This window comes from Sodalis sp. (in: enterobacteria) (genome assembly GCF_051710625.1).
Taxonomy (GTDB): Bacteria; Pseudomonadota; Gammaproteobacteria; order Enterobacterales; family Enterobacteriaceae; genus JBPESN01.
Map to the genome: position 1 here is coordinate 1 of NZ_JBPESN010000015.1, position 20,434 is coordinate 20,434.

Sequence of the window (20,434 nt, forward strand, 5' to 3'; positions counted from 1 at the left end):
GTTTGGCTCCGTTACAGCGAACTGGCGCTCAAGATAATTCGGGATCGCAACATCCTCCTGACCGCCACGCTTATACCTGTGCGTCGGCTGCTGACAACTGACCAGCCCCAGCTCTTTCATGAGCCTGCCTGCGAGCCAGCGCCCCATCTGGAAGCCTCTCTGGGTTGCCATGGTGGCGATACTTCTCGCGCCAGCTGCACCATGGCGATACTGTGCAGTTTATGAACCTGACTGCGCAATACCGTTCGCCTGCCGTCTGGCCTGTCAGGCCGACTTTCCCAGTATTTGTAACTGCTGCGATAAACCCTGAACACGTGGCAAAGTGTGGCCACAGGATAACGCGCTCTAAGTTTCCCGATTAACGAGAACTATTCAGGGAGTCTGACATCAAAAGCGCTGTAGCCTTTTTTAATATTTCGTTTTCCATTTTAATGCGTTGTACCTTCTTCTTGAGCTCACGTATTTCGATTTGTGCCGGGGTTATGGGAGAGGCTTTTGGCGTTTTCCCCTGTCGCTCATCATGCAGTTGTTTTACCCATTTCGTCATCGTAGAAAGGCCGACGTCCATGGCTTTTGCTGCTGGCGCGGCAGTGTAATTTTGGTCGACAACCAGTTGAGCGGATTCGCGTTTGAATTTAGGACTAAAATTTCTTCTTTTCATTGGTGCACCCGTGTTGTTCTGAGGTGAGCATATCACCTCTGTTCAGGTGGGCAAATTCAGTGCGCCACTACACCCCTTTTCTTTGACGCCGTTTCCGGTGAAAGAAGGGTAAAATGGGGCCGTCATGGCGCCGACACGTGCGTAAGCAAAGCGCGGTAGCAGGGAATCGCTGGGGTGAATAACGCGGCCGTTTTTCCCAAAGAAATCATCACTCTTGACAATAAAACTGTTTGCGTTCTGTCAACGAGTTTTCCTCTCTTGCGCGTTTTGCGACCATAATTAGCACTGGCACCGCGGTGATGATATTCTTTGCGGCTTTGCATTGACGGCGCCGGCGGGTCCGGCGCCGGGGGAGGATCAGATGATGTTACATCAACAGGTTCGTCAGCGGCTGTTCGACATTGAGCAGGCCATGCACGACGCTGAAATATGGCAGCCCACAGCCACCGGAGCGCGCGGCCTTCGACAGCGTGAAGCCGTTCTGCATCGACACCATGGAAGCACAGCAGTGGCTGCAATGGGTTTTGCTGCCGCGCATGCATGCGCTCCTGGATCGCGACGCGCCATTGCCGGAACGTTTCCCCCCTGACGCCGTATTTTGAAGAGGCACTGCCCGAGGCAATCGCATTATTGATGCAATTACGCCAGCTTGATTGTTTGCTGGGCGGTGACGCGCATAATTGAGATATGTTACCAGGATCAGTACCTGGTGGCGGTCAATAAACCGGCCGGCTGGCTGGTCCACCGCAGTTGGCTAGATCACAAGGAAAAAGTGGTGGTGATGCAGACGGTGCGCGACATGCTGGGGCGGCACATGTTTACCGTGCACCGGCTGGATCGCCCACAGGCTGGCGCATCCGGTTACCGGCAAGCCGCTGGTCATTAATGCTCGCTGGGACGACAGTTGGCAGCAATTAATGGAACAATTCGGCTGGCGCGGCCTTCTCCCTGCATATGAAAGGGTTGAGTTTGCCGGGCCTTCGAGTCAGGATAAAACCCTTGATTACACGACATAGGTTAGGGGAGTCGAGCGCTATGGCGCAGATAGGTATTTTTGTCGGTACGGTTTACGGTAACGCGTTGTTGACCGCTGAAGAAGTGGAGTCGGTTCTGACAGAGCAGGGCCATCAGGTGACGCTGTTTGAGGATAGCGCCCTTGAGCAGTGGCAGGCGTATGCCGAACGGGTGATCCTCATTATTACTTCCACCACCGGACAGGGAAGATTGCCGGACAATATCGTACCGCTATTTCAGCAGGTGAAGGATAAGCTGGGGCATCAGCCGGCGCTGCGCTATGGCGTTATTGCGCTGGGCAACAGTAGTTATGATACCTTTTGCGGCGCAGGGCACGCCTTTGATGCGCTGCTACAGGAGCAGGGGGCCAGGCGGGTGGGCAGTCTGCTGGAGATCGATACCGTGGAGTATCCCGAGCCGGAAACGCTGGCCTGTCGCTGGGCGGCGGAGTGGGGCGCATTGTTATAGGCGCTCACGCCGGGCGGCTGTGCTATACCGGCATGCATCGTGCTGTGGCGAGAGCAACGCGGCAGTAGGCGTTGTGTTACGGCGGGAGGGCATTGGGCGGTAAACCGATGCAGACCTGTAGCCCGATGCCGCCCGTTAAATAACGGGCGGCGATGCCGTGTCGATTACCGCGAGCAGGGATGCGGTACCGGGTACCCAGGCTTGGGTACCGGCGCCGGCGGCGCCCTCTATGGTCCCTGACGCGCGCGAGTGCCGCCCGTACGGCTAGTTATTTCTGCCGGGTCAATTTTTCCAGATCGGCCTCGATCTCGGCAATTTTATTGGACACCACGCTTTCCAGGTGGCGCAAGTCATCCAAGATCTTGTTCTTCAAATCCACTTCGGTCTGATCGCACAGACAAATTTGATCCAGCTCGTCGATCACATCGCGCAGATTGGGGCTGATTTCATTGATTTCCCGGTAGCCTTCCGCCGCGTTGTCCGACACCACGGTTTTACGTTGCCGGGGATATTTGAATTTGACGCTTTTGGCGAAAAATTCCCCTTTGTCACGGCGGAAATAAATTTTCAGGATGTCGTTATTGGCTTCCTGGCGCAGGCTGTAGCGGTCGATATCGTCCGGATGATTAACGCCAAGGCTTTTCAGATTATCGTACATGCTCGTCCCCTGGTGATGTGCGGTATGGGTAAAATTATGACGCCGTCAGGCGTCATAAGCTGTGACTTACGGCCGGATTTACCGCCGTACTGACCGGGCGCGAACGCTACCGCCGTGGGTAATATTAGTCGATAGTACGTAATAACTCATTGATACCCACCTTACCGCGGGTTTTAATGTCGACCTTTTTCACTATTACCGTGCAATAAAGGCTATAACGCCCGTCTTTGGAGAGTAAATTGCCAGATACGACCACCGACCCGGCCGGTACGCGGCCATAATGCACTTCGCCGGTCTCGCGATCGTAGATCTTGGTACTCTGGCCGATGAACACGCCCATGGAAATGACTGAACCTTCCTCCACAATAACCCCTTCAACCACTTCGGAGCGGGCGCCGATAAAACAGTTATCTTCGATAATGGTCGGGTTGGCCTGTAGCGGCTCCAACACGCCGCCGATGCCCACGCCGCCGGACAGGTGAACGTTTTTGCCAATCTGCGCGCAGGAGCCGACGGTGGCCCAGGTATCCACCATGGTGCCTTCATCCACATAGGCGCCGATATTGACATAGGAGGGCATTAACACCGTGTTGCGGGCAATGTAGGCGCCCTGACGCACGCTGGCCGGGGGCACGACGCGGAAGCCTTCGCGCTGGAAGCGTTCGCTGTCCCAGCCGGCAAACTTCATTGGCACTTTATCGAAAAAGCGCGTTTCGCCGTTCTCGATCAGCTGATTGTCGGCGACGCGAAATGAGAGCAGTACCGCTTTTTTCAGCCACTGATGGGTGACCCATTCACCGTTGATTTTTTCCGCGACGCGCAACGCGCCGCTGTCGAGGGCGGCGATAACCTGATTCACCGCGTCGCGGGTGGCGGCGTCGACGTTAGCCGGCGTAATTGCCGCGCGTTGCTCAAAGGTGGTTTCAATAATCTGCTGTAATGACTGCATCCTGTCCTGTCTGTCGGCTCAATAGGAGTTCATAACGTTACTTGTATCACACTTTATCGTTTGGGTTGAGCGCCTCTGTCAAGCGTCGCCGTCTGCCAGAATGAACAAGTCCACCACCCGTTCGCCGATGGTGGAAATGCGCGCGCCTGCAGCGAAATGCCCAGATCGACGAAGACTTCGCTGACGCGGCTCAGCAACCCGGGCTGAGCAAGCGCCGTCAGCTCCAGGTAGCTGCGACGTTCGGTCGGCGAAGGCAGAAACACCACCGAGGTGTCCACGTTGAAATGACGCAGCTCGGAGGACGGGCAGCGCACCCGCGGGTGGGCGGTAGTCCCCCGCCTGCAGGATTTGCAGCAGCGCCTGACGGGTGACCGGGTGACGATCCGACGACAATAAACTGCCGTCTGGCTCAAGTACCACGAAGGTGTCCAGCGCCATACCGTCCCGCTTGGTAAAAATCTGCGCGTCGTGCACGCTGAGATTGCGGCGATCCAGCTCGCCCGTGACCGCGGCGAACAGATAAGGGCGATCCTGGTTGCGGATGAAAATTTCGGTGCCACCGCGGGTGTCCCAGCGGGCTTATCAACACTAACGGCTCCATATTTCTTGCAGGCGCTGTTCGTCGTTGCCCTCCATACGCAACAGCGCCAACGCCTGACGGCGGTTGTGGCGTACCCGCTCGCGCACGTCCGGCGATACGTGCATACCGCGGCGCCGCTGCTTCTCGGTGGCGAAGAACAGCTCGCGCAGCAGGCTTTGTTTCCAGCTGTTCCATAGCGTCTCGTTGGTGGCGCAAATATCCGCCACCATCAGGCATAGCAGGTAGTGCAGGCGGCTCTCGCTCTGCAGCTCGCCGGCGAACTGAACCAGCACGTCCGGATTCTGAATATCCCGCCGCTGGGCGGTGACCGACATGACGAGATGACTTTCCACCAGCCACGCCACCAGTTAGGCATCCTCGGCAGGCAAATCGCGCAGCGCCGCAAATTCCAGCACGTCGCGGGCGCCAAGCTGGGAGTGATCGCCGCCGCGGCTTTTGGCGATATCATGAAACAGCGCCGCCACCAGCAATAAATGCCGCTGGCCCAAACGCGGAAACAGCTCGACGCACAGCGGATGGTACGGCCGCTGGCTTTCGTCGGCGAAGCTTTTCAGCTTCAGCAATACCCGAATGGTGTGCTCATCGACAGTATACGCATGGAACAGGTCAAATTGCATCTGGCCGACGATATTGCGCCACTGCGGCATGTAGGCCCACAGCACGCTGTGTCGGTGCATCGGCAGCAGGGCATGTTTTACCGCGCCCGGCTGATGCAGAATCCGCATGAACAGCATCCGCGCCTCGGGGATCGTGCACAGCGGCGCCGTCAGGTGCCGACGGGCGTAGCGTAGCTGGCGCAGGGTGGCCGAATAAATGCCCTCGATATGTTGGTTGCGCACCATTTGCCAGAACAGGCGTAAAATGGCCTCCTGTTGTCGGCTAAACAACGTCTCGTCGCGCAAATCAATCAGGTTGCCGCGCAGCTGAAACTTGTCGTCCAGCGGCTGGGGTTTTTCATCGGGCGCCAGGGCGAGGATCGCCTCATCGAACAACTGCAACAGCATTTAGTTCAGCTCGCTGACGCGGCGGGTGACGCGGAAAAAATCCTTCATCATCCGCTCCACCGGCAGGTTGCCTTCCCCCTGGTAGCGTAGCAGCTGCGCCACGTCCTGCTGGCGGTCGAACAGCAGCCGATTATCGTAGCGATTTAGCACCAAATGCAGGGCGAAGCGGATGCGCCACAGAAAGCTCTGGCATTCGTTGAGTTCATCCTGCTCGGCGCGGGTTATAAAGCCAAAACCCACCATTTCATCCATCAAGGTGGCGCCGAAATGGCGATGCGCGACCCAAAGCAGGGTATGGATATCTCGCAGGCCAGGCCGCCGCGGCTGCTTTTGATATCCGGCTCGAGATTATAGCTGGTACCGTGATAGCGCGAATGGCATTCCTGCTGCTCGGCGAGCTTGGCGGGAAAAAACGCCTGCGAGGGCTAAAAATCATCGCTGAACACCTGTTTTTGCAGGGTCAGAAACCGCGCCAGATCACCGCAAATCAAGCGCGATTCGATGAGATTGGTCGCGACCGTCAGATCGGCGCGCCCCTCTTCCAGACACTCGGCAATACTGCGCACGCTGTGGCCGACTTCCAGCTTGAGATCCCATAACAGCGTCAGCAGCTCGCTGATATGCTGCTGTTGCGGCGGCGTCTGCGGCGCCTGGCTTAGCACCAGCACATTGATATCGGATAACGGATGCAGTTCGCCGCGGCCGTAGACCCACACCGCCACCAGCGCGGTATGAGGTGCGTGGGCGAGGCCGTGGTAGTGCCAGAGCTCGGTAAAAGCTGATCGATATACAGCGTGCGGGCGTCTACCAGCATTTCAGCCGTCTCGCCGGGATCGAAAGCGTCGGCCAGCCAGCGGTGGAATTCGTCCAGCCGTTCTTTCAGAAAAGGGCGGTTGAGGGCGTCGTCCGGCCAGGTGAGGGGAGATGAGGGTTTGACCGACGGCTGGCGCAGCACCGGCAGATGGGTAAATTGAAGAATTTAGTTCGGCATGGGGTCGCCCTGCATAGTAGGGCAGCCTGGCGTGCCAGCTGGCTTACCGGGGCTGCCCGCGAAATTAACGCTCGCCTGCGTCCGGCCAGGCGGCAAGCGGTTTTAGGCCAGGTGGTGGATTACTGTCGGCAAGGTATCATCGGCGCACAGCGTCATGATCTCACAACCGCCCTCGGTCACCACGATCGTATGCTCATACTGTGCCGACAGGCTACGATCCTTGGTTTTTACCGTCCAGCCGTCTTTCATGGTCCGGATGCGGTAGTCGCCGGCATTGACCATGGGCTCAATGGTGAACGCCATTCCCGGTTGCAATACCACACCGCCGTCGTCGGCGTCATAATGCAGCACCTGCGGCTCTTCATGAAAGCCTTCGCCGATACCGTGGCCACAATACTCCCGCACCACCGAGAAGCTTTCTGCTTCAACGAACTGTTGAATCGCTTTACCCAGCGTGCGCAGGCGGATGCCCGGCCGGACCATGCGGATTGCCAGATACAGACTTTCTTTCGTCACCCGGCATAGCCGTTCGCCGAGGATAATCGGTTTGCCGACAATGAACATCTTTGAGGTATCGCCGTGGAAGCCGTCTTTGATAACGGTGACGTCAATATTCAGAATATCGCCCTCTTTAAGCTTTTTTTCATCGCTCGGGATACCGTGACACACGACTTCATTGACCGAAATACACACCGATTTCGGAAAACCGTGGTAGCCGAGCGACGCGGAAACGGCGTGCTGTTTCTCGGTGATATGCTGATGGCACAACCGGTCCAATTCGCCGGTACTAACGCCGGGTTTGATATAAGGTTCAATGATTTCCAGCACCTCGGCGGCCAGCCGGCCGGCAACGCGCATCTTTGCAATATCGTCTGCTGTTTTGATAGGAATGGCCATGTAGAGATCCACAGTCGGCACCAAGGTCGACAATAATAATATAAGCTAAATTAGCGAGTGGGATTAATGGTATCAGTACGGCTGGGCACTGCCCAATTATTATTTTCCCGCAAGCTTCGGAAAACATTTGGTGGAGTCCGTGCGTGGTTTATGGTAAAAAGCGCGCCGACGGTAGGCGCCAGGATTTTTCAAGCCGCGCGTCGATCGCTACAACGAAACTCAATTGTGTTATTACACACACGTATCGGCACATGCGCCGGGGTGCTCTGACCACAAGGTCGGGGTCGGCCGTATGGGATACGTGGAGGCATAACCCCAAACAGACATAGAGGTTTATCATGGCAACTGTTTCCATGCGTGACATGCTCCAGGCCGGCGTGCATTTCGGTCACCAGACCCGTTACTGGAACCCGAAAATGAAGCCCTTCATCTTCGGCGCCCGTAACAAGGTTCACATCATCAACCTGGAACAAACCGTACCCTTGTTCAACGACGCCTTGGCCGAGCTGAACAAAATCGCCTCGCGTAAAGGTAAAATCCTGTTTGTCGGCACCAAACGCGCCGCAAGCGAAGCGGTAAAAGAAGCGGCCAACAGCTGCGATCAATTCTTCGTCAACCATCGCTGGTTGGGTGGGATGTTGACCAACTGGAAAACGGTTCGTCAGTCCATCAAGCGTTTAAAAGACCTGGAAACCCAGTCTCAGGACGGTACGTTTGAGAAGCTGACCAAGAAAGAGGCGCTGATGCGCACTCGTGAACTGGACAAGCTGGAAAACAGCCTGGGCGGTATCAAAGATATGGGCGGTCTGCCGGACGCGCTGTTTGTTATCGATGCGGAACATGAGCACATCGCTATCAATGAAGCCAACAATCTGGGTATTCCGGTTTTCGCTATAGTTGACACCAACTCCGATCCGGACGGCGTAGACTTCATTATCCCGGGTAATGACGACGCCATCCGCGCAATCAACCTGTACCTGACTGCCGTTGCCACCACCGTGCGCGAAGGCCGTTCTCAGGATCTGGCGGAACAGGCTGAAGAAAGCTTTGTGGAAGCTGAATAATAAGGCATGCTCTCAGGAGCCCTTATTAACCAAGTTTTAAATATGTTGGTTAGAGGGCCTGTCATCAGGCCCTCTTTTTTACCTATCTCCAACACGGAATAACGAGGAAAAGATAATGGCTGATATTACCGCCGCCCTGGTTAAAGAACTGCGCGAACGTACCGGCGCAGGCATGATGAAATGCAAAAAAGCGCTGGTTGAAGCTCAGGGCGATATCGAACTGGCTATCGACAACATGCGTAAGTCCGGCCAGGCCAAAGCCGCTAAGAAAGCGGGGCGCGTCGCGGCAGAAGGCGTCACTCTGACCAAAATCGCCCAAGACGGCAAATACGGTGTCATCATCGAGCTGAACTGTGAAACCGATTTTGTTGCCAAAGACGGCGGCTTCAAAGCCTTTGGCGACGAGGTCATCAACGCCGCGCTGAACGAACGCATCACCGACGTCGAAGCGCTGAAGGCCAAATTTGAAGAACAGCGCATCGCGCTGATAGCCAAAATTGGTGAAAACATCAATATCCGCCGCCTCGGCGTTCTGGAAGGCGACGTGCTCGGTTCTTACCTGCACAGCGCGCGCATTGGCGTCATGGTTTCCGCCGCCGGCGCCGACGAGGAACTGGTGAAGCAGGTCGCCATGCACATTGCCGCCAGCAAACCGGAATACGTCAATGCGGATGATATCCCGGCCGACGTAGTCGCCCGAGAGCATCAAATCCAGCTCGACATCGCCATGCAGTCCGGCAAACCGCATGAAATCGCTGAGAAGATGGTGGAAGGCCGTATGCGCAAGTTCACCGGTGAAATTTCTCTGACCGGCCAGCACTTCGTGATGGACCCGAGCAAGACCGTTGATCAGCTACTGGGCGAACACGGTGCTAAAATCAACAGCTTCATCCGTTTTGAAGTGGGCGAAGGCATTGAGAAAGCTGAAGTCGATTTCGCCGCCGAAGTGGCCGCGATGGGTAAGCAGTTTTAATTAAGTTGTTCGGAACCGCCTGCTGGCGGTTCCGCTTTAATGAGCTGGAATAATGTCAGACGACGTGTGCCGCACTCATCAGCCGGGCGCGGCACCAGGTCAATTCCATCCCATCAAATCGCTCTCAAGGAACAGATCAAATGGTAACCAACGCAAAACCCATTTACCGGCGTATCCTGCTCAAATTGAGCGGCGAAGCCCTGCAGGGCGCCGACGGTTTCGGTATCGACGCCAGCGTGCTGGACCGCATAGCCCAGGAAGTGAAAGAACTGGTGGAGCTGGGTATTCAGGTGGGCGTGGTCATCGGCGGCGGCAACTTGTTCCGCGGTGCGGGTCTGGCGAAGGCCGGTATGAACCGCGTGGTGGGCGATCATATGGGAATGTTAGCAACCGTGATGAACGGTCTGGCGATGCGCGACGCATTGCACCGCGCCTATATTAACGCCCACCTGATGTCGGCGATTCCGCTGAACGGCGTCTGCGATAATTACAGCTGGGCCGAAGCCATCAGTCTGTTGCGCAATAACCGCGTCGTGATTTTCGCCGCCGGTACCGGCAATCCCTTCTTCACCACCGATTCCGCTGCCTGTCTGCGCGGCATTGAAATCAAAGCCGAAGCCGCGCTGAAAGCGACGAAAGTGGATGGCGTCTTTTCTGCCGATCCGGTAAAACATCTGGATGCTACACTTTACGATCAGCTGAGCTATCAGGATGTGCTGGAGAAAGAATTGAAAATCATGGATCTGGCCGCCTTCACTCTGGCGCGGGATCACAATCTGCCGATACGCGTGTTCAATATGAACAAGCCTGGCGCGCTACGGCGGGTGGTCATGGGTGATAAAGAAGGCACCTTGATTACCAAGTAATGCATAACGGGGCCTGGCAACCAACGGCCACGGTCCGCCCGGATAACCAAGTCTCAAGGGTCCGCAACGTGATTAATGAAATTCGTAAAGATGCCGAGATTCGCATGGAAAAATGCGTCGACGCGTTCAAAAGCCACATCAGCAAAGTCCGTACGGGCCGCGCTTCCCCGAGCCTGCTTGACGGTATTCAGATCGACTATTACGGCTCGCTGACGCCGCTGCGCCAGCTGGCCAATATTATTGCCGAGGATTCCCGTACCCTAGCCATCACGGTCTTTGACCGCACACTGGCACCGGCGGGGTGGAAAAGGCCATCGTGGCCTCCGATCTGGTGCTCAATCCGTCTTCCGCCGGCACGGTGATTCGCGTACCGCTGCCGCCGCTGCCCGAAGAGCGCCGCCGCGACCTGATAAAGGTCGTGCGCGCCGGGGCGGAACAGGGCAGGGTATCGGTGCGCAATGTCCGCCGCGATGCCAACGACAAGGTGAAGGCACTGTTGAAAGACAAAACCATCGGTGAAGATGAAGACCGTCGTTCCCAGGACGAGATCCAGAAGCTGACCGCCGCCTGGATTAAAAAGCTTGATAGCGTCCTGGCGAGGTGCTGTCGCTGCGGCGCTTTTTTTGTGTAAGCCGCCATAGACAAAACGGCGCCATCGTCTCAGACTAGACGTTTCCTTCATATTTCAACGCGGTATAAAAAGTAACTTCATGCGGCATTTGACGATTCTAGGCAGTACCGGCTTCATTGGCACCAGTACGCTGGAGGTGGTAAAGCACAATCCCGATCAATACACCGTGCACGCGCTGGTGGCGGGCAATAACGTTGCCTTGATGACCGAGCAGTGCCTGGCTTTCGGTCCCGCCTACGCTTGTATGGCTGATGACGCCGCGGCGGGGGCGCTCAAGGCTAATCTGGCCGCGGCGGGCGTCGCCACCGCCGTACTGTCGGGGGCGGCGGCAAGCGGGTTTTGCTGGCCAATAAAGAGTCGCTCGTCACCTGCGGTCGGCTGTTCATGAACGAAGCGCGTCGCCATCATGCCCAGCTACTGCCGGTGGACAGCGAACACAACGCAATTTTTCAGAGTTTACCTGAACCACTTCAGCGTGAGTTGGGTTACGCTTCCCTGGCGGAACATGGGGTGTCGCGTATCCTGTTGACGGGCTCCGGCGGCCCCTTTCTTTCGCCAGACGCTGCTGGCGGCGCTGGCCACGATGACGCTGGAGAAGGCCTGCGCGCATCCTAATTGGTCGATGGGCCACAAGATTTCAGTGGACTCCGCCACCATGATGAACAAAGATCTGGAATATATCAAAGCGCGCTGGTTGTTCAATGCCGCGGCAGAGCAGATGGAAGTGCTGCTGCATCCCCAGTCCATCATTCACTCCATGGTGCGCTACACCGACGGCAGCGTGCCGGCGCAATTGAGATCCCCCGATATGCGCACGCCCATCGCTCACTCGATGGCGTACCCCAAACGAGTGCCGTCCGGCGTCGCGCCGCTGGATTTTTTACGCGTCGGCACGCTGAGCTTTGCGCAGCCGGACGCCGCACGCTATCCCTGCCTGCAACTGCCTGTCGACGCCAGCCAGCAGGGGCAGTCGGCGACGACCACGCTCAATGCCGCCAATGAAATCGTGGTGGCGGCGTTTTTGCACGGCGATATTCGTTTTACCGATATTGCCGCCGTGAATCAGCGGGTGCTGGAACAGATCAATCTGCCTGAACCGGACAGCGTGGAAGAAGTGCTGGCCATCGACAGCCAGGCGCGGGAAAAGGCCCGCCAGAGCGTTATTCATTTTGGACGGTGAGGCGCCGGAGCGCCGCGATGGCTGATTTGTTCGTTGACCGGCAAAATGATATAGTCTGCGCCACTTATCCCGTCGATGAAGGCCAGCCGGGCAAAATCAGTTACAGGGCGTGTATGCACACGGCTTTTTTGCGCGTTCGGGGCCCTTTGTTCCGGTAAGACAGTGGTATTCTCAGTGAGGAAATGCGTAAGCGTGATGTCGTCCGAAAATCAGCAAGAGCCAAAAGCGTTGCCTTCCTCCTCACCACGCCATGTGGCTATTATTATGGATGGCAACGGTCGCTGGGCTAAAAACCGGGGGAAATTACGTATCTTCGGTCACCAGGCCGGCGTCAAGTCGGTCCGCCGCGCGGTAATCTTTGCCGTCAGCCACCATTTCGACGCGTTGACGCTGTATGCGTTCAGTAGTGAAAACTGGAACCGACCCAGCCTGGAAGTGTCCGCGCTGATGAAGCTGTTTGTCCGGGCGCTGGATAGCAAAGTGAAAAGCCTGCACAAGCATAACGTCCGGCTGCGGATCATCGGCGACACCTCGCGCTTCGGCATGCGTTTGCAGGAGCGGATCCGTCGTTCCGTGGTGCTGCCCTGCAATAATGACGGGTTGACCCTGAATATTGCCGCGAATTATGGTGGACGTTGGGATATCATTCACGGGGTACAGCAACTTGCCGCCCGGGTGCAAGAGGGTATCCTGCGACCTGAGCAGATAGATGAGGACGCCTTGTGCCAGGTAGTCTGCATGAACGAGCTGGCCCCGTTGAATCTCGTTATCCGCACCGGAGGGGAACATCGCATCAGTAATTTTTTGCTGTGGCCGATTGCCTATGCAGAGCTGTTTTTTACAGACGTGTTATGGCCGGATTTTGACGACGCTGTTTTTGAGGGTGCGCTGAACGCTTTTGCTCAACGCGAGCGGCGCTTCGGTGGAACAACACCTAATGATGCCAACGCATCCTAGGGGGGGGGATTTTTGCTGAAGTATCGCCTGATTACTGCCTTGGTCCTGATACCCATCATTATCGCCGCACTGTTTTTGTTGCCGCCGGGCGGCTTTGCCCTGGTCACCCTCGCGGTGTGCATGCTCAGCGCCTGGGAATGGGGCCAGCTTGCGGGACTGGCCTCGCGCAGCCAGCGCATCTGGCTGGCCATTCTCTGCGGCCTGCTGCTGGCGCTGATGATGCTCACCGTGCCGGTCTACCGGCCGTTCGTGACCGTCTGGCAGGCGCAATATGCCCTGTGGGCCGCCCTGGCCTGGTGGCTGGTGGCGCTGCTGCTAGTGTTGTGCTACCCTCGCTCCGCCACGCTATGGCGTGAATCCCGACCGCTGCGGCTGGCGTTCGGCATCCTGACCATTTTGCCCTTCTTCTGGGGCATGCTGGCGCTGCGTCAGCACCATTATGATATTAACCACTTCACCGGCGCCTGGTGGCTATTGTATGTCATGGTGCTGGTGTGGGGCGCGGATTCCGGCGCTTACATGTTCGGGTGCGCGCTGGGTCGCCATAAGCTGGCGCCAAAAGTCTCTCCCGGTAAGACCTGGGAAGGGTTGGTGGGCGGGTTGGTCACCTCCGCGGTCATCGCCTGGCTGTTTGGCAAGTATGCGCCGCTTGACGCCGCGCCGCTTACGTTACTGGTCTGCTCAATCGTGGCGCCGCTGGCGTCGGTGTTGGGTGATTTAACTGAAAGTATGTTCAAACGGGAGGCCGGCATCAAGGACAGCGGCCGTTTAATCCCCGGCCATGGCGGCATTTTAGATCGTATAGACAGCCTGACCGCCGCAGTGCCGGTGTTCGCCTGTCTGATGCTGCTGGTCTTTAACGCTATTTGAGTCGGGACTGGGAGCGCTTATGCTGCACTTTTTCTGGAGTCTTGCCGCGTTTATCGTGGCACTGGGCGTGTTGATAACAGTGCACGAGTTCGGCCATTTCTGGGTGGCCCGCCGCTGCGGCGTGACGGTGGAACGTTTTTCCATCGGTTTCGGGCGCGCGCTGTGGCGTCGGCGCGATAAACGCGGCACGGAATATGTTATCGCCGCTATTCCCCTGGGGGGCTATGTCAAAATGCTGGATGAGCGGGTAGACACCGTCGCGCCCAAACGTCGTCATGAAGCGTTCAACCACAAAACCGTCTGGCAACGTGCCGCGATTATCGCCGCCGGCCCGGTATTTAACTTCCTTTTCGCTATTTTTTCCTACTGGCTGGTATTTCTTATCGGCGTGCCGAGCTATCGGCCGGTGATCGGCGAAGTGGCCCCGCATTCTATCGCGGCTCAGGCCGAAATTTCTCCCGGCATGGAACTTAAGTCGGTTGAAGGTATCGAAACACCTGACTGGGATTCGGTTCGTCTGCAGCTTATCGACAAGATTGGCGACGATGAAACCACCCTCGGCGTCGCCCTGTTCGGCTCCCAAAGCGCCGAGCGGAAAAGGCTGGATTTGCGCGACTGGCAGTTTGAGCCGAACAAGCAGGATGCGATCGTGGCGCTGGGTATTATTCCACTGGGTCCGCGCATCGAACCGGTGCTTGCCGAAGTCCAGTCGAACTCGGCGGCGATGAAAGCAGGTTTGCAAGCCGGCGATAGGATCGTTAAAGTCGATGGTCAGCCGGTCACCGCATGGCAGTTGTTTGTGACCCGCGTACGCGACAATCCCGGTCGGCCACTTCACGTGGGTATTGATCGACACGGCGAGGCCAGGGATATCACCCTGCAACCCGACAGTAACCCGGTGGGCAAGGGGGAAGTAGAGGGGTTTGCGGGCGTTGTGCCAAAGATTATCCCGCTATCGGCGGAGTACAAAACCGTTCGGCAGTACGGTCCGCTACCGGCCCTGGCCCAGGCCGGCGAAAAAACCTGGCAGCTGATGCGGCTTACGGTCAGTATGTTAGGTAAATTGGTAACCGGGGATGTTAGGCTGAACAATCTAAGCGGGCCGATTTCCATCGCCCAGGGCGCAGGGATGTCAGCGGAATATGGTTTGATTTACTACCTGATGTTTCTGGCGCTGATAAGCGTCAATTTGGGGATTATCAATCTGTTCCCGTTACCGGTGTTAGATGGTGGCCATTTGCTCTTCCTGGCGATAGAAAAGCTCAAGGGAGGGCCGCTGTCCGAACGAGTGCAGGACTTTAGTTACCGTATCGGCTCCATTTTGCTGGTGCTGCTAATGGGTCTGGCCCTTTTCAATGATTTCTCCAGGCTATGGTAGCCTAAAATTATGTTAGGAAAAACGCATAACCGCGATGGCGATGAAAAAGTTGCTCACAGCGGCGCTGCTTCTTAGCAGCGCTACCGTATACGGTGCAGCCGGGTTCGTAGTGAAGGACATTCATTTCGAAGGACTGCAACGGGTCGCCGTCGGTGCGGCGTTACTCAGTATGCCGATCCGTGTTGGCGACACGGCGACCGATGAAGATATCGGCAATACTATCCGCGCGCTCTTCGCTACCGGAAACTTTGAGGATGTCCGGGTACTGCGTGACGGAGATTCACTGGTCGTACAGGTCAAGGAGCGTCCGACCATTGCCAGCATTACCTTCTCCGGCAACAAGGCGGTGAAGGAAGGAATGCTCAAGCAATACCTGGATGCCCAGGGCGTTCGGGTCGGCGAGGCCCTTGACCGCACCACCATTTCCAATATCGAAAAAGGTCTTGAGGACTTCTACTACAGCGCCGGAAAATACAGCGCCACGGTCAAGGCGGTGGTCACGCCGCTGCCGCGCTACCGCGTTGATCTCAAGCTGGTCTTCACCGAAGGTGTATCGGCCAAAATTCAGCAAATCAACATTGTCGGCAACCACGCCTTCACGACCGATGAGCTGATTTCACGCTTCCAGCTGCGCGATGAAGTGCCGTGGTGGAACGTGGTGGGCGATTGCAAATACCAAAAGCAAAAGCTGGCCGGCGACCTGGAAACCCTGCGCAGCTTTTATCTTGACCGCGGCTATGCCCGCTTCAATATCGACTCCACGCAGGTCAGCCTGACGCCGGATATAAAGGGTATCTATATCACCCTGAATATCACCGAAGGCGCGCAATACAAGCTGTCCGGTACGGTGGTCAACGGCAACATGGCCGGCCACTCCGCCGAAATCGAGCAGTTGGCCAAGGTACAGCCGGGCGAACTGTACAACGGCGTCAAGGTCACCAAGATGGAGAACGACATCAAGCAATTGCTGGGTCGTTACGGCTATGCCTATCCCCGCGTGGCGACGCAGCTGGAAATCAACGACGCGGATAAAACGGTCAAGCTGCACATTAGCGTCGACGCGGGCAACCGGTTCTACGTCCGCCACGTACGTTTTGAAGGCAACGATATCACCAAGGATTCCGTGCTGCGCAGTGAAATGCGCCAGATGGAAGGCGCCTGGCTCGGCAGCAATCTGGTCGATCAGGGTAAAGAGCGCCTTAATCGCCTGGGCTACTTTGAAACCGTAGACACCGAGACCCAGCGTGTGCCCGGTTCGCCGGATCAGGTGGACGTGGTCTACAAGGTGAAAGAGCGCAACACCGGCAGTATCAACGTCGGCGTCGGCTTCGGGACCGAGAGCGGCGTCAGCTTCCAGTTCGGTATCCAGCAGGATAACTGGCTGGGGACCGGTAACTCCGTCGGCTTTAGCGGCACCAAGAACGACTACCAGACCTATGCCGAGCTGTCGATGACCGATCCGTACTTCACGGTGGATGGCGTCAGCCTGGGTGGCAAGATCTTCTACAACGACTTCAGCGCCGATGATGCGGACCTATCCGATTATGATCTGCGCAGCTACGGCGTGGGCACTACGCTGGGCTTCCCGATAAGCGAGAACCATTCACTGAATTTCGGCCTGGATTACGTGCATGACGATCTGACCAATATGCAGCCGCAGGTGACGATGTGGCGCTATCTGGACAGCGTCGGCATCAATCCCAAGGTGGTTACCACCAATAAGGCGGACAGCGACGCCGATTTCAGCCCCGATAATTTCTTCTTATCGATGGGCTGGAGCTACAACAATCTGGATCGCGGCTACTTCCCTACCGCCGGTTCGCGCGTTAGCCTGACCGGTAAGGTGACGGTGCCTGGCTCTGATAACGAATATTACAAAATCACCTTCGACGCCAGCCATTACATCCCGCTTAGCGAAAGTGGCAACTGGGTGCTGATGGGCCGCGCTCGCGCCGGTTACGTCGATGGTCTGGGCGGCAAGGATGTGCCGTTCTACGACAACTTCTATGCGGGCGGTTCCAATACGGTGCGCGGTTTTTGTTCCAATACTATTGGTCCGAAAGCGGCGTATTATAAGTGCAATAGCGGCAATACCCGCTATAGTGATTGTCCGGTGGACAAATCCAGCGACGCCGTGGGCGGTAACGCCATGGCGATTGCCAGCGCCGAACTTATCGTGCCGACGCCGTTCTTGAGTGAGAAGTATGCCAACTCGGTGCGCACTTCGCTGTTTGTCGATGGCGGTACCGTGTGGGATACCAGCTGGCAAAATACCAGCGCCACCCGCGCTGCCGGTATTCCGGACTACAGCGATCCGGGCAATATCCGTATTTCCAGCGGTATCGCCCTGAAGTGGATGTCGCCGCTGGGGCCGTTGGTATTCTCTTATGCGCAGCCGGTCAAGAAATACGATGGCGACAAGTCAGAGCAGTTCCAGTTTAATATTGGCAAAACGTGGTAATATTACCCGGGATGATGTGCTGTAGTGGTCAACTAAAACTGGCCACCGCGTTAACGTTTTTCCAGTATCTATTTTCTGATTCGTTTGGTGGCAACCCACCGTTATATTCATGCGACCTGAGTGCGCTGTAATATCCCACGATATAGTCGGTAATTTTATGAGCTGCTTCGCTGAAGCTTATGTAGCCCGTTACCGGTATCCACTCGTTTTTCAGACTTCTGAAAAAGCGCCCCATCGGACTGCTATCCCAATAGTTACCACGCCGACTCATGCTTTGTTTGATCCGGCAACGCCACAGCAACTGTCGGAACTGCCTGCTCGTATAGTGGCTACCCTGATCGCTGTGGAACACCACTCCAGCCGGTTTACCACGCGTTTCCCATGCTATTTCCAGTGCTTTGATGGTCAGTCTGCTATCCGAGGAGAACGACATAGCCCAGCCCACCAGTTTCCTCGCGAACAGATCAAGAACAACTGCAAGGTATGTTCAGCGTTTCCCGGCCCAGATATAGGTCACATCGCCGCACCATACCTGGTTTGGCTCCGTTACAGCGAACTGGCGCTCAAGATAATTCCGGATCGCAACATGCTCCTGACCGCCACGCTTATACCTGTGCGTCGGCTGCTGACAACTGACCAGCCCCAGCTCTTTCATGCGCCTGCCTGCGAGCCAGCGTCCCACCCAGAAGCCTCTCTGGGTTGCCATGGTGGCGATACTTCTCGCGCCAGCGGCACCATGGCTGATACTGTGTAGTTCATGAACCTGACTGCGCAATACCGTTCGCCTGCCGTCTGACCTGTCAGGACGACTTTTCCAGTATTTGTAACTGCTGCGATGAACCCTGAACACGTGGCAGAGTGTGGCCACAGGATAATGCGCTCTGAGTTTCCCGATTAACGAGAACTGTTCAGGGAGTCTGACATCAAGAGCGCTGTAGCCTTTTTTAATATTTCGTTTTCCATTTCAATGCGTTGTACCTTCTTCTTGAGCTCACGTATTTTGATTTGTTCCGGGGTTATGGGAGAGGCTTTTGGCGTTTTCCCCTGTCGCTCATCACACAGTTGTTTTACCCATTTCGTCATCGTAGAAAGGCCGACGTCCATGGCTTTTGCTGTTTGTGCGGCGGTGTGATTTTGGTCGACAACCAGTTAAGCGGATTCGCGTTTGAATTTAGGACTAAAATTTCTTCTTTTCATTGGTGCACCCGTGTTGTTCTGAGGTGAGCATATCACCTCTGTTCAGGTGGCCAAATTCAGTGTGCCACTACATATCTACCGTCGGCCATAGCGAAATATCCTCCGGCATCGGTTCAATACGACGTTTTAGCGGCCAGGTGGTCTGCAAATAACCGAGGACCAGAATCACCCAGGCATAAAGCTCGGCGAGAAAAAGTCCGATACCCAGACAGGCTTCCACCGAGGAATTAAAATGCAGGGTTTCGGTGGCGCGCCAGTAGATATAGCGCGTTGACATCAGACATAACATAACCACCAGCACGACATTTACAAAGTGGCTTTTACTGATACCGAGTAATAACATCAGCCCCACGCTGGCCAGGCCGAAAAAATACTGTTTATCACTGTCCATCGGCGTAATCACTATGATTGTGGCGATGGAGAGCATTAATAGTAACAGCAGATAAAACAGTGCCTTATTTATATCCTGACCTGCGATAATGTCAAATGCCCGTATTGGGCATGGCATAAAATTCGCCATCTCCTACTTTGACCCCAACGATAGCGGCGACTTTTTACTGATAAGTTCAATATTAAATGCCGCCGCAGACACCGGGCTAAACTCGATAATCGAACGCTGGGACGCGTTGGCTTCCGGCACACATTTATCGCGATGAATCATGTCCAGCAGCTTGTCCCCTAGCCGCTGTTCAAAAAAATGGGATACGTCACGGCTGAGATTACGGCGCATATCGCTTTGATTGACGACGTCACATTCCCCCAAACGCTGATTGAGCGGCGCGCCAAGAAATTTGTGATTTTCTATCTGCGGCAACAGCGACAGCGAGGCGGTGTCCGCCAGCGTCATGGCGATATGCAGATCGGCAATGTTCTGTACGGCCTTCAGCGCCGGCACCGACCCCGGTGAAAAATCGGCGATAACTACCAGACCCAGATAATTCAACACCGTATTCAAACCGCGCTGCAGAAAGTGCGGATCGTGGATGATGGCGTTTTCAAACGCCAATCGCTGCTCTTCTTCCGCGCCGCCATAGGGCAGAACAAACAAATTGACGTCTGCTTTTAAAATAAACTGGCTCCAATCCATGACCGTGGTGGCCTGCGCAACATAGCCGCGGGTGTCGGAAATCGGCACGCCGAAATGCAGTCGCAGGGCGTTTTGTACGTCAAAATCAATGGCCAACACTTTGCTGCCGCTGCGGGCCATGGCATAGGCTAAATTGGCGCTTACGGTGGTTTTGCCCACGCCGCTCTTCGGCGAACAGACGCAAACTAACAGCATAAAGCGATATTCTCTAAAAGAAGTGAAAGGGGGACATCGCGGCGGCCGTGGAGGTCAGCAGGGGACGCGGGGCTACGGTTAAATAAGTTTTTAAAGCGCATACCCGCGCTGCCGGGGATGTCTTGCGACGCATTCGGCACCGCAAACGGATTACCCCCTGTGGCGCATAAGCCTCGTGGGCGCGGGCCGCTGCCGGCGTAGGGGGCAGCGAGGTTTTGCATTTGGCGAAACAGAGGCGCAAAGCGCGACTGGTGTTGGGCCGTCAACAGGCTGCCCGGCGGCACATAAGCTTCACGGGTGTGGGCCGGCGGCTGGGTAAACGGCGGCGCACC

General features: G+C 56.2%; 11 protein-coding genes and 9 pseudogenes. 12 read left to right on the top strand and 8 right to left on the bottom strand.

The features are described from left to right. Positions 1–661 (bottom strand): annotated as a pseudogene (locus ACTBDU_RS06035) (transposase); the annotation flags it as partial. Between the two features lie 361 nt (positions 662–1,022). On the opposite strand from ACTBDU_RS06035, the pseudogene ACTBDU_RS06040 reads away from it, so the two are divergent. From ACTBDU_RS06040 to ACTBDU_RS06050, 3 genes and pseudogenes are all read left to right on the top strand, one after another. Beyond that, positions 1,023–1,345: pseudogene (locus ACTBDU_RS06040) on the top strand (YqcC family protein). Beyond that, a pseudogene (locus tag ACTBDU_RS06045) lies at positions 1,338–1,514 on the top strand (tRNA pseudouridine(65) synthase TruC); the annotation flags it as partial. The pseudogenes ACTBDU_RS06040 and ACTBDU_RS06045, both read left to right, overlap by 8 nt. A 182-nt stretch (positions 1,515–1,696) precedes the next feature. After that, positions 1,697–2,143, top strand: coding sequence for a flavodoxin (locus ACTBDU_RS06050; RefSeq protein ID WP_438805873.1), 447 nt, complete (start codon positions 1,697–1,699; stop codon positions 2,141–2,143). A gap of 268 nt (positions 2,144–2,411) precedes the next feature. On the opposite strand, the gene ACTBDU_RS06055 is transcribed toward ACTBDU_RS06050, so the two are convergent. The 4 genes and pseudogenes from ACTBDU_RS06055 to map form a co-directional block, all read right to left on the bottom strand. Further along, a complete protein-coding gene (locus tag ACTBDU_RS06055) occupies positions 2,412–2,801 on the bottom strand; it encodes a DUF3461 family protein (RefSeq protein WP_438805874.1) in 390 nt (129 codons plus the stop codon). Between the two features lie 124 nt (positions 2,802–2,925). Beyond that, entirely contained in the window at positions 2,926–3,750 is an 825-nt protein-coding gene (gene dapD, locus ACTBDU_RS06060; protein ID WP_438805875.1) for a 2,3,4,5-tetrahydropyridine-2,6-dicarboxylate N-succinyltransferase, read from the bottom strand. A gap of 46 nt (positions 3,751–3,796) precedes the next feature. After that, a pseudogene (gene glnD / locus ACTBDU_RS06065) lies at positions 3,797–6,334 on the bottom strand ([protein-PII] uridylyltransferase). Positions 6,335–6,448: 114 nt separating this feature from the next. Next, complete coding sequence (gene map / locus ACTBDU_RS06070) at positions 6,449–7,243, bottom strand: type I methionyl aminopeptidase (RefSeq protein WP_438805900.1); 795 nt, start codon at positions 7,241–7,243, stop codon at positions 6,449–6,451. A gap of 338 nt (positions 7,244–7,581) precedes the next feature. Between map and rpsB the strand changes: the two genes are divergently transcribed. The 9 genes and pseudogenes from rpsB to bamA all read left to right on the top strand — a co-directional run bounded on the left by rpsB (position 7,582) and on the right by bamA (position 17,623). After that, positions 7,582–8,307, top strand: coding sequence for a 30S ribosomal protein S2 (gene rpsB / locus ACTBDU_RS06075; protein ID WP_438805876.1), 726 nt, complete (start codon positions 7,582–7,584; stop codon positions 8,305–8,307). 115 nt (positions 8,308–8,422) lie between these two features. Continuing rightward, positions 8,423–9,280: a translation elongation factor Ts gene (tsf, locus tag ACTBDU_RS06080; protein ID WP_438805877.1), complete on the top strand. Its 858-nt coding sequence runs from the start codon at positions 8,423–8,425 to the stop codon at positions 9,278–9,280. Between the two features lie 140 nt (positions 9,281–9,420). After that, complete coding sequence (pyrH, locus tag ACTBDU_RS06085; RefSeq protein ID WP_438805878.1) at positions 9,421–10,146, top strand: UMP kinase; 726 nt, start codon at positions 9,421–9,423, stop codon at positions 10,144–10,146. Positions 10,147–10,214: 68 nt separating this feature from the next. Beyond that, positions 10,215–10,777: pseudogene (frr, locus tag ACTBDU_RS06090) on the top strand (ribosome recycling factor). Between the two features lie 79 nt (positions 10,778–10,856). Further along, positions 10,857–11,957 (top strand): annotated as a pseudogene (gene dxr, locus ACTBDU_RS06095) (1-deoxy-D-xylulose-5-phosphate reductoisomerase). 195 nt (positions 11,958–12,152) lie between these two features. Continuing rightward, complete coding sequence (gene ispU, locus ACTBDU_RS06100) at positions 12,153–12,914, top strand: (2E,6E)-farnesyl-diphosphate-specific ditrans,polycis-undecaprenyl-diphosphate synthase (RefSeq protein ID WP_438805879.1); 762 nt, start codon at positions 12,153–12,155, stop codon at positions 12,912–12,914. Between the two features lie 12 nt (positions 12,915–12,926). Next, positions 12,927–13,784 carry a phosphatidate cytidylyltransferase gene (cdsA, locus tag ACTBDU_RS06105; RefSeq protein ID WP_438805880.1) on the top strand — a complete coding sequence of 286 codons (858 nt, stop codon included), beginning with the start codon at positions 12,927–12,929 and terminating at the stop codon, positions 13,782–13,784. 19 nt (positions 13,785–13,803) lie between these two features. Beyond that, the gene (rseP, locus tag ACTBDU_RS06110) at positions 13,804–15,162 is read left to right on the top strand and encodes a sigma E protease regulator RseP (protein WP_438805881.1); all 1,359 of its coding nucleotides are present in this window, start codon (positions 13,804–13,806) and stop codon (positions 15,160–15,162) included. Positions 15,163–15,196: 34 nt separating this feature from the next. Next, positions 15,197–17,623, top strand: coding sequence for an outer membrane protein assembly factor BamA (gene bamA / locus ACTBDU_RS06115; protein WP_438805882.1), 2,427 nt, complete (start codon positions 15,197–15,199; stop codon positions 17,621–17,623). 28 nt (positions 17,624–17,651) lie between these two features. Here bamA and ACTBDU_RS06120 read toward each other — a convergent pair. The 3 pseudogenes from ACTBDU_RS06120 to ACTBDU_RS06130 form a co-directional block, all read right to left on the bottom strand. Next, positions 17,652–18,772: pseudogene (locus ACTBDU_RS06120) on the bottom strand (IS3 family transposase). A gap of 118 nt (positions 18,773–18,890) precedes the next feature. After that, positions 18,891–19,283: pseudogene (locus ACTBDU_RS06125) on the bottom strand (UDP-forming cellulose synthase catalytic subunit); the annotation flags it as partial. Positions 19,284–19,302: 19 nt separating this feature from the next. Next, a pseudogene (locus ACTBDU_RS06130) lies at positions 19,303–20,102 on the bottom strand (cellulose synthase operon protein YhjQ/BcsQ). Positions 20,103–20,434 lie beyond the last annotated feature (332 nt).

Excerpts from the sequence above, each read along its gene's own strand:
- ACTBDU_RS06050 (WP_438805873.1), top strand. The coding sequence starts at position 1,697 with ATGGCGCAGATAGGTATTTTTGTCGGTACGGTTTACGGTAACGCGTTG.
- ACTBDU_RS06055 (WP_438805874.1), bottom strand. The coding sequence starts at position 2,801 with ATGTACGATAATCTGAAAAGCCTTGGCGTTAATCATCCGGACGATATC.
- dapD (WP_438805875.1), bottom strand. The coding sequence starts at position 3,750 with ATGCAGTCATTACAGCAGATTATTGAAACCACCTTTGAGCAACGCGCG.
- map (WP_438805900.1), bottom strand. The coding sequence starts at position 7,243 with ATGGCCATTCCTATCAAAACAGCAGACGATATTGCAAAGATGCGCGTT.
- rpsB (WP_438805876.1), top strand. The coding sequence starts at position 7,582 with ATGGCAACTGTTTCCATGCGTGACATGCTCCAGGCCGGCGTGCATTTC.
- tsf (WP_438805877.1), top strand. The coding sequence starts at position 8,423 with ATGGCTGATATTACCGCCGCCCTGGTTAAAGAACTGCGCGAACGTACC.
- pyrH (WP_438805878.1), top strand. The coding sequence starts at position 9,421 with ATGGTAACCAACGCAAAACCCATTTACCGGCGTATCCTGCTCAAATTG.
- ispU (WP_438805879.1), top strand. The coding sequence starts at position 12,153 with ATGTCGTCCGAAAATCAGCAAGAGCCAAAAGCGTTGCCTTCCTCCTCA.
- rseP (WP_438805881.1), top strand. The coding sequence starts at position 13,804 with ATGCTGCACTTTTTCTGGAGTCTTGCCGCGTTTATCGTGGCACTGGGC.
- bamA (WP_438805882.1), top strand. The coding sequence starts at position 15,197 with ATGGCGATGAAAAAGTTGCTCACAGCGGCGCTGCTTCTTAGCAGCGCT.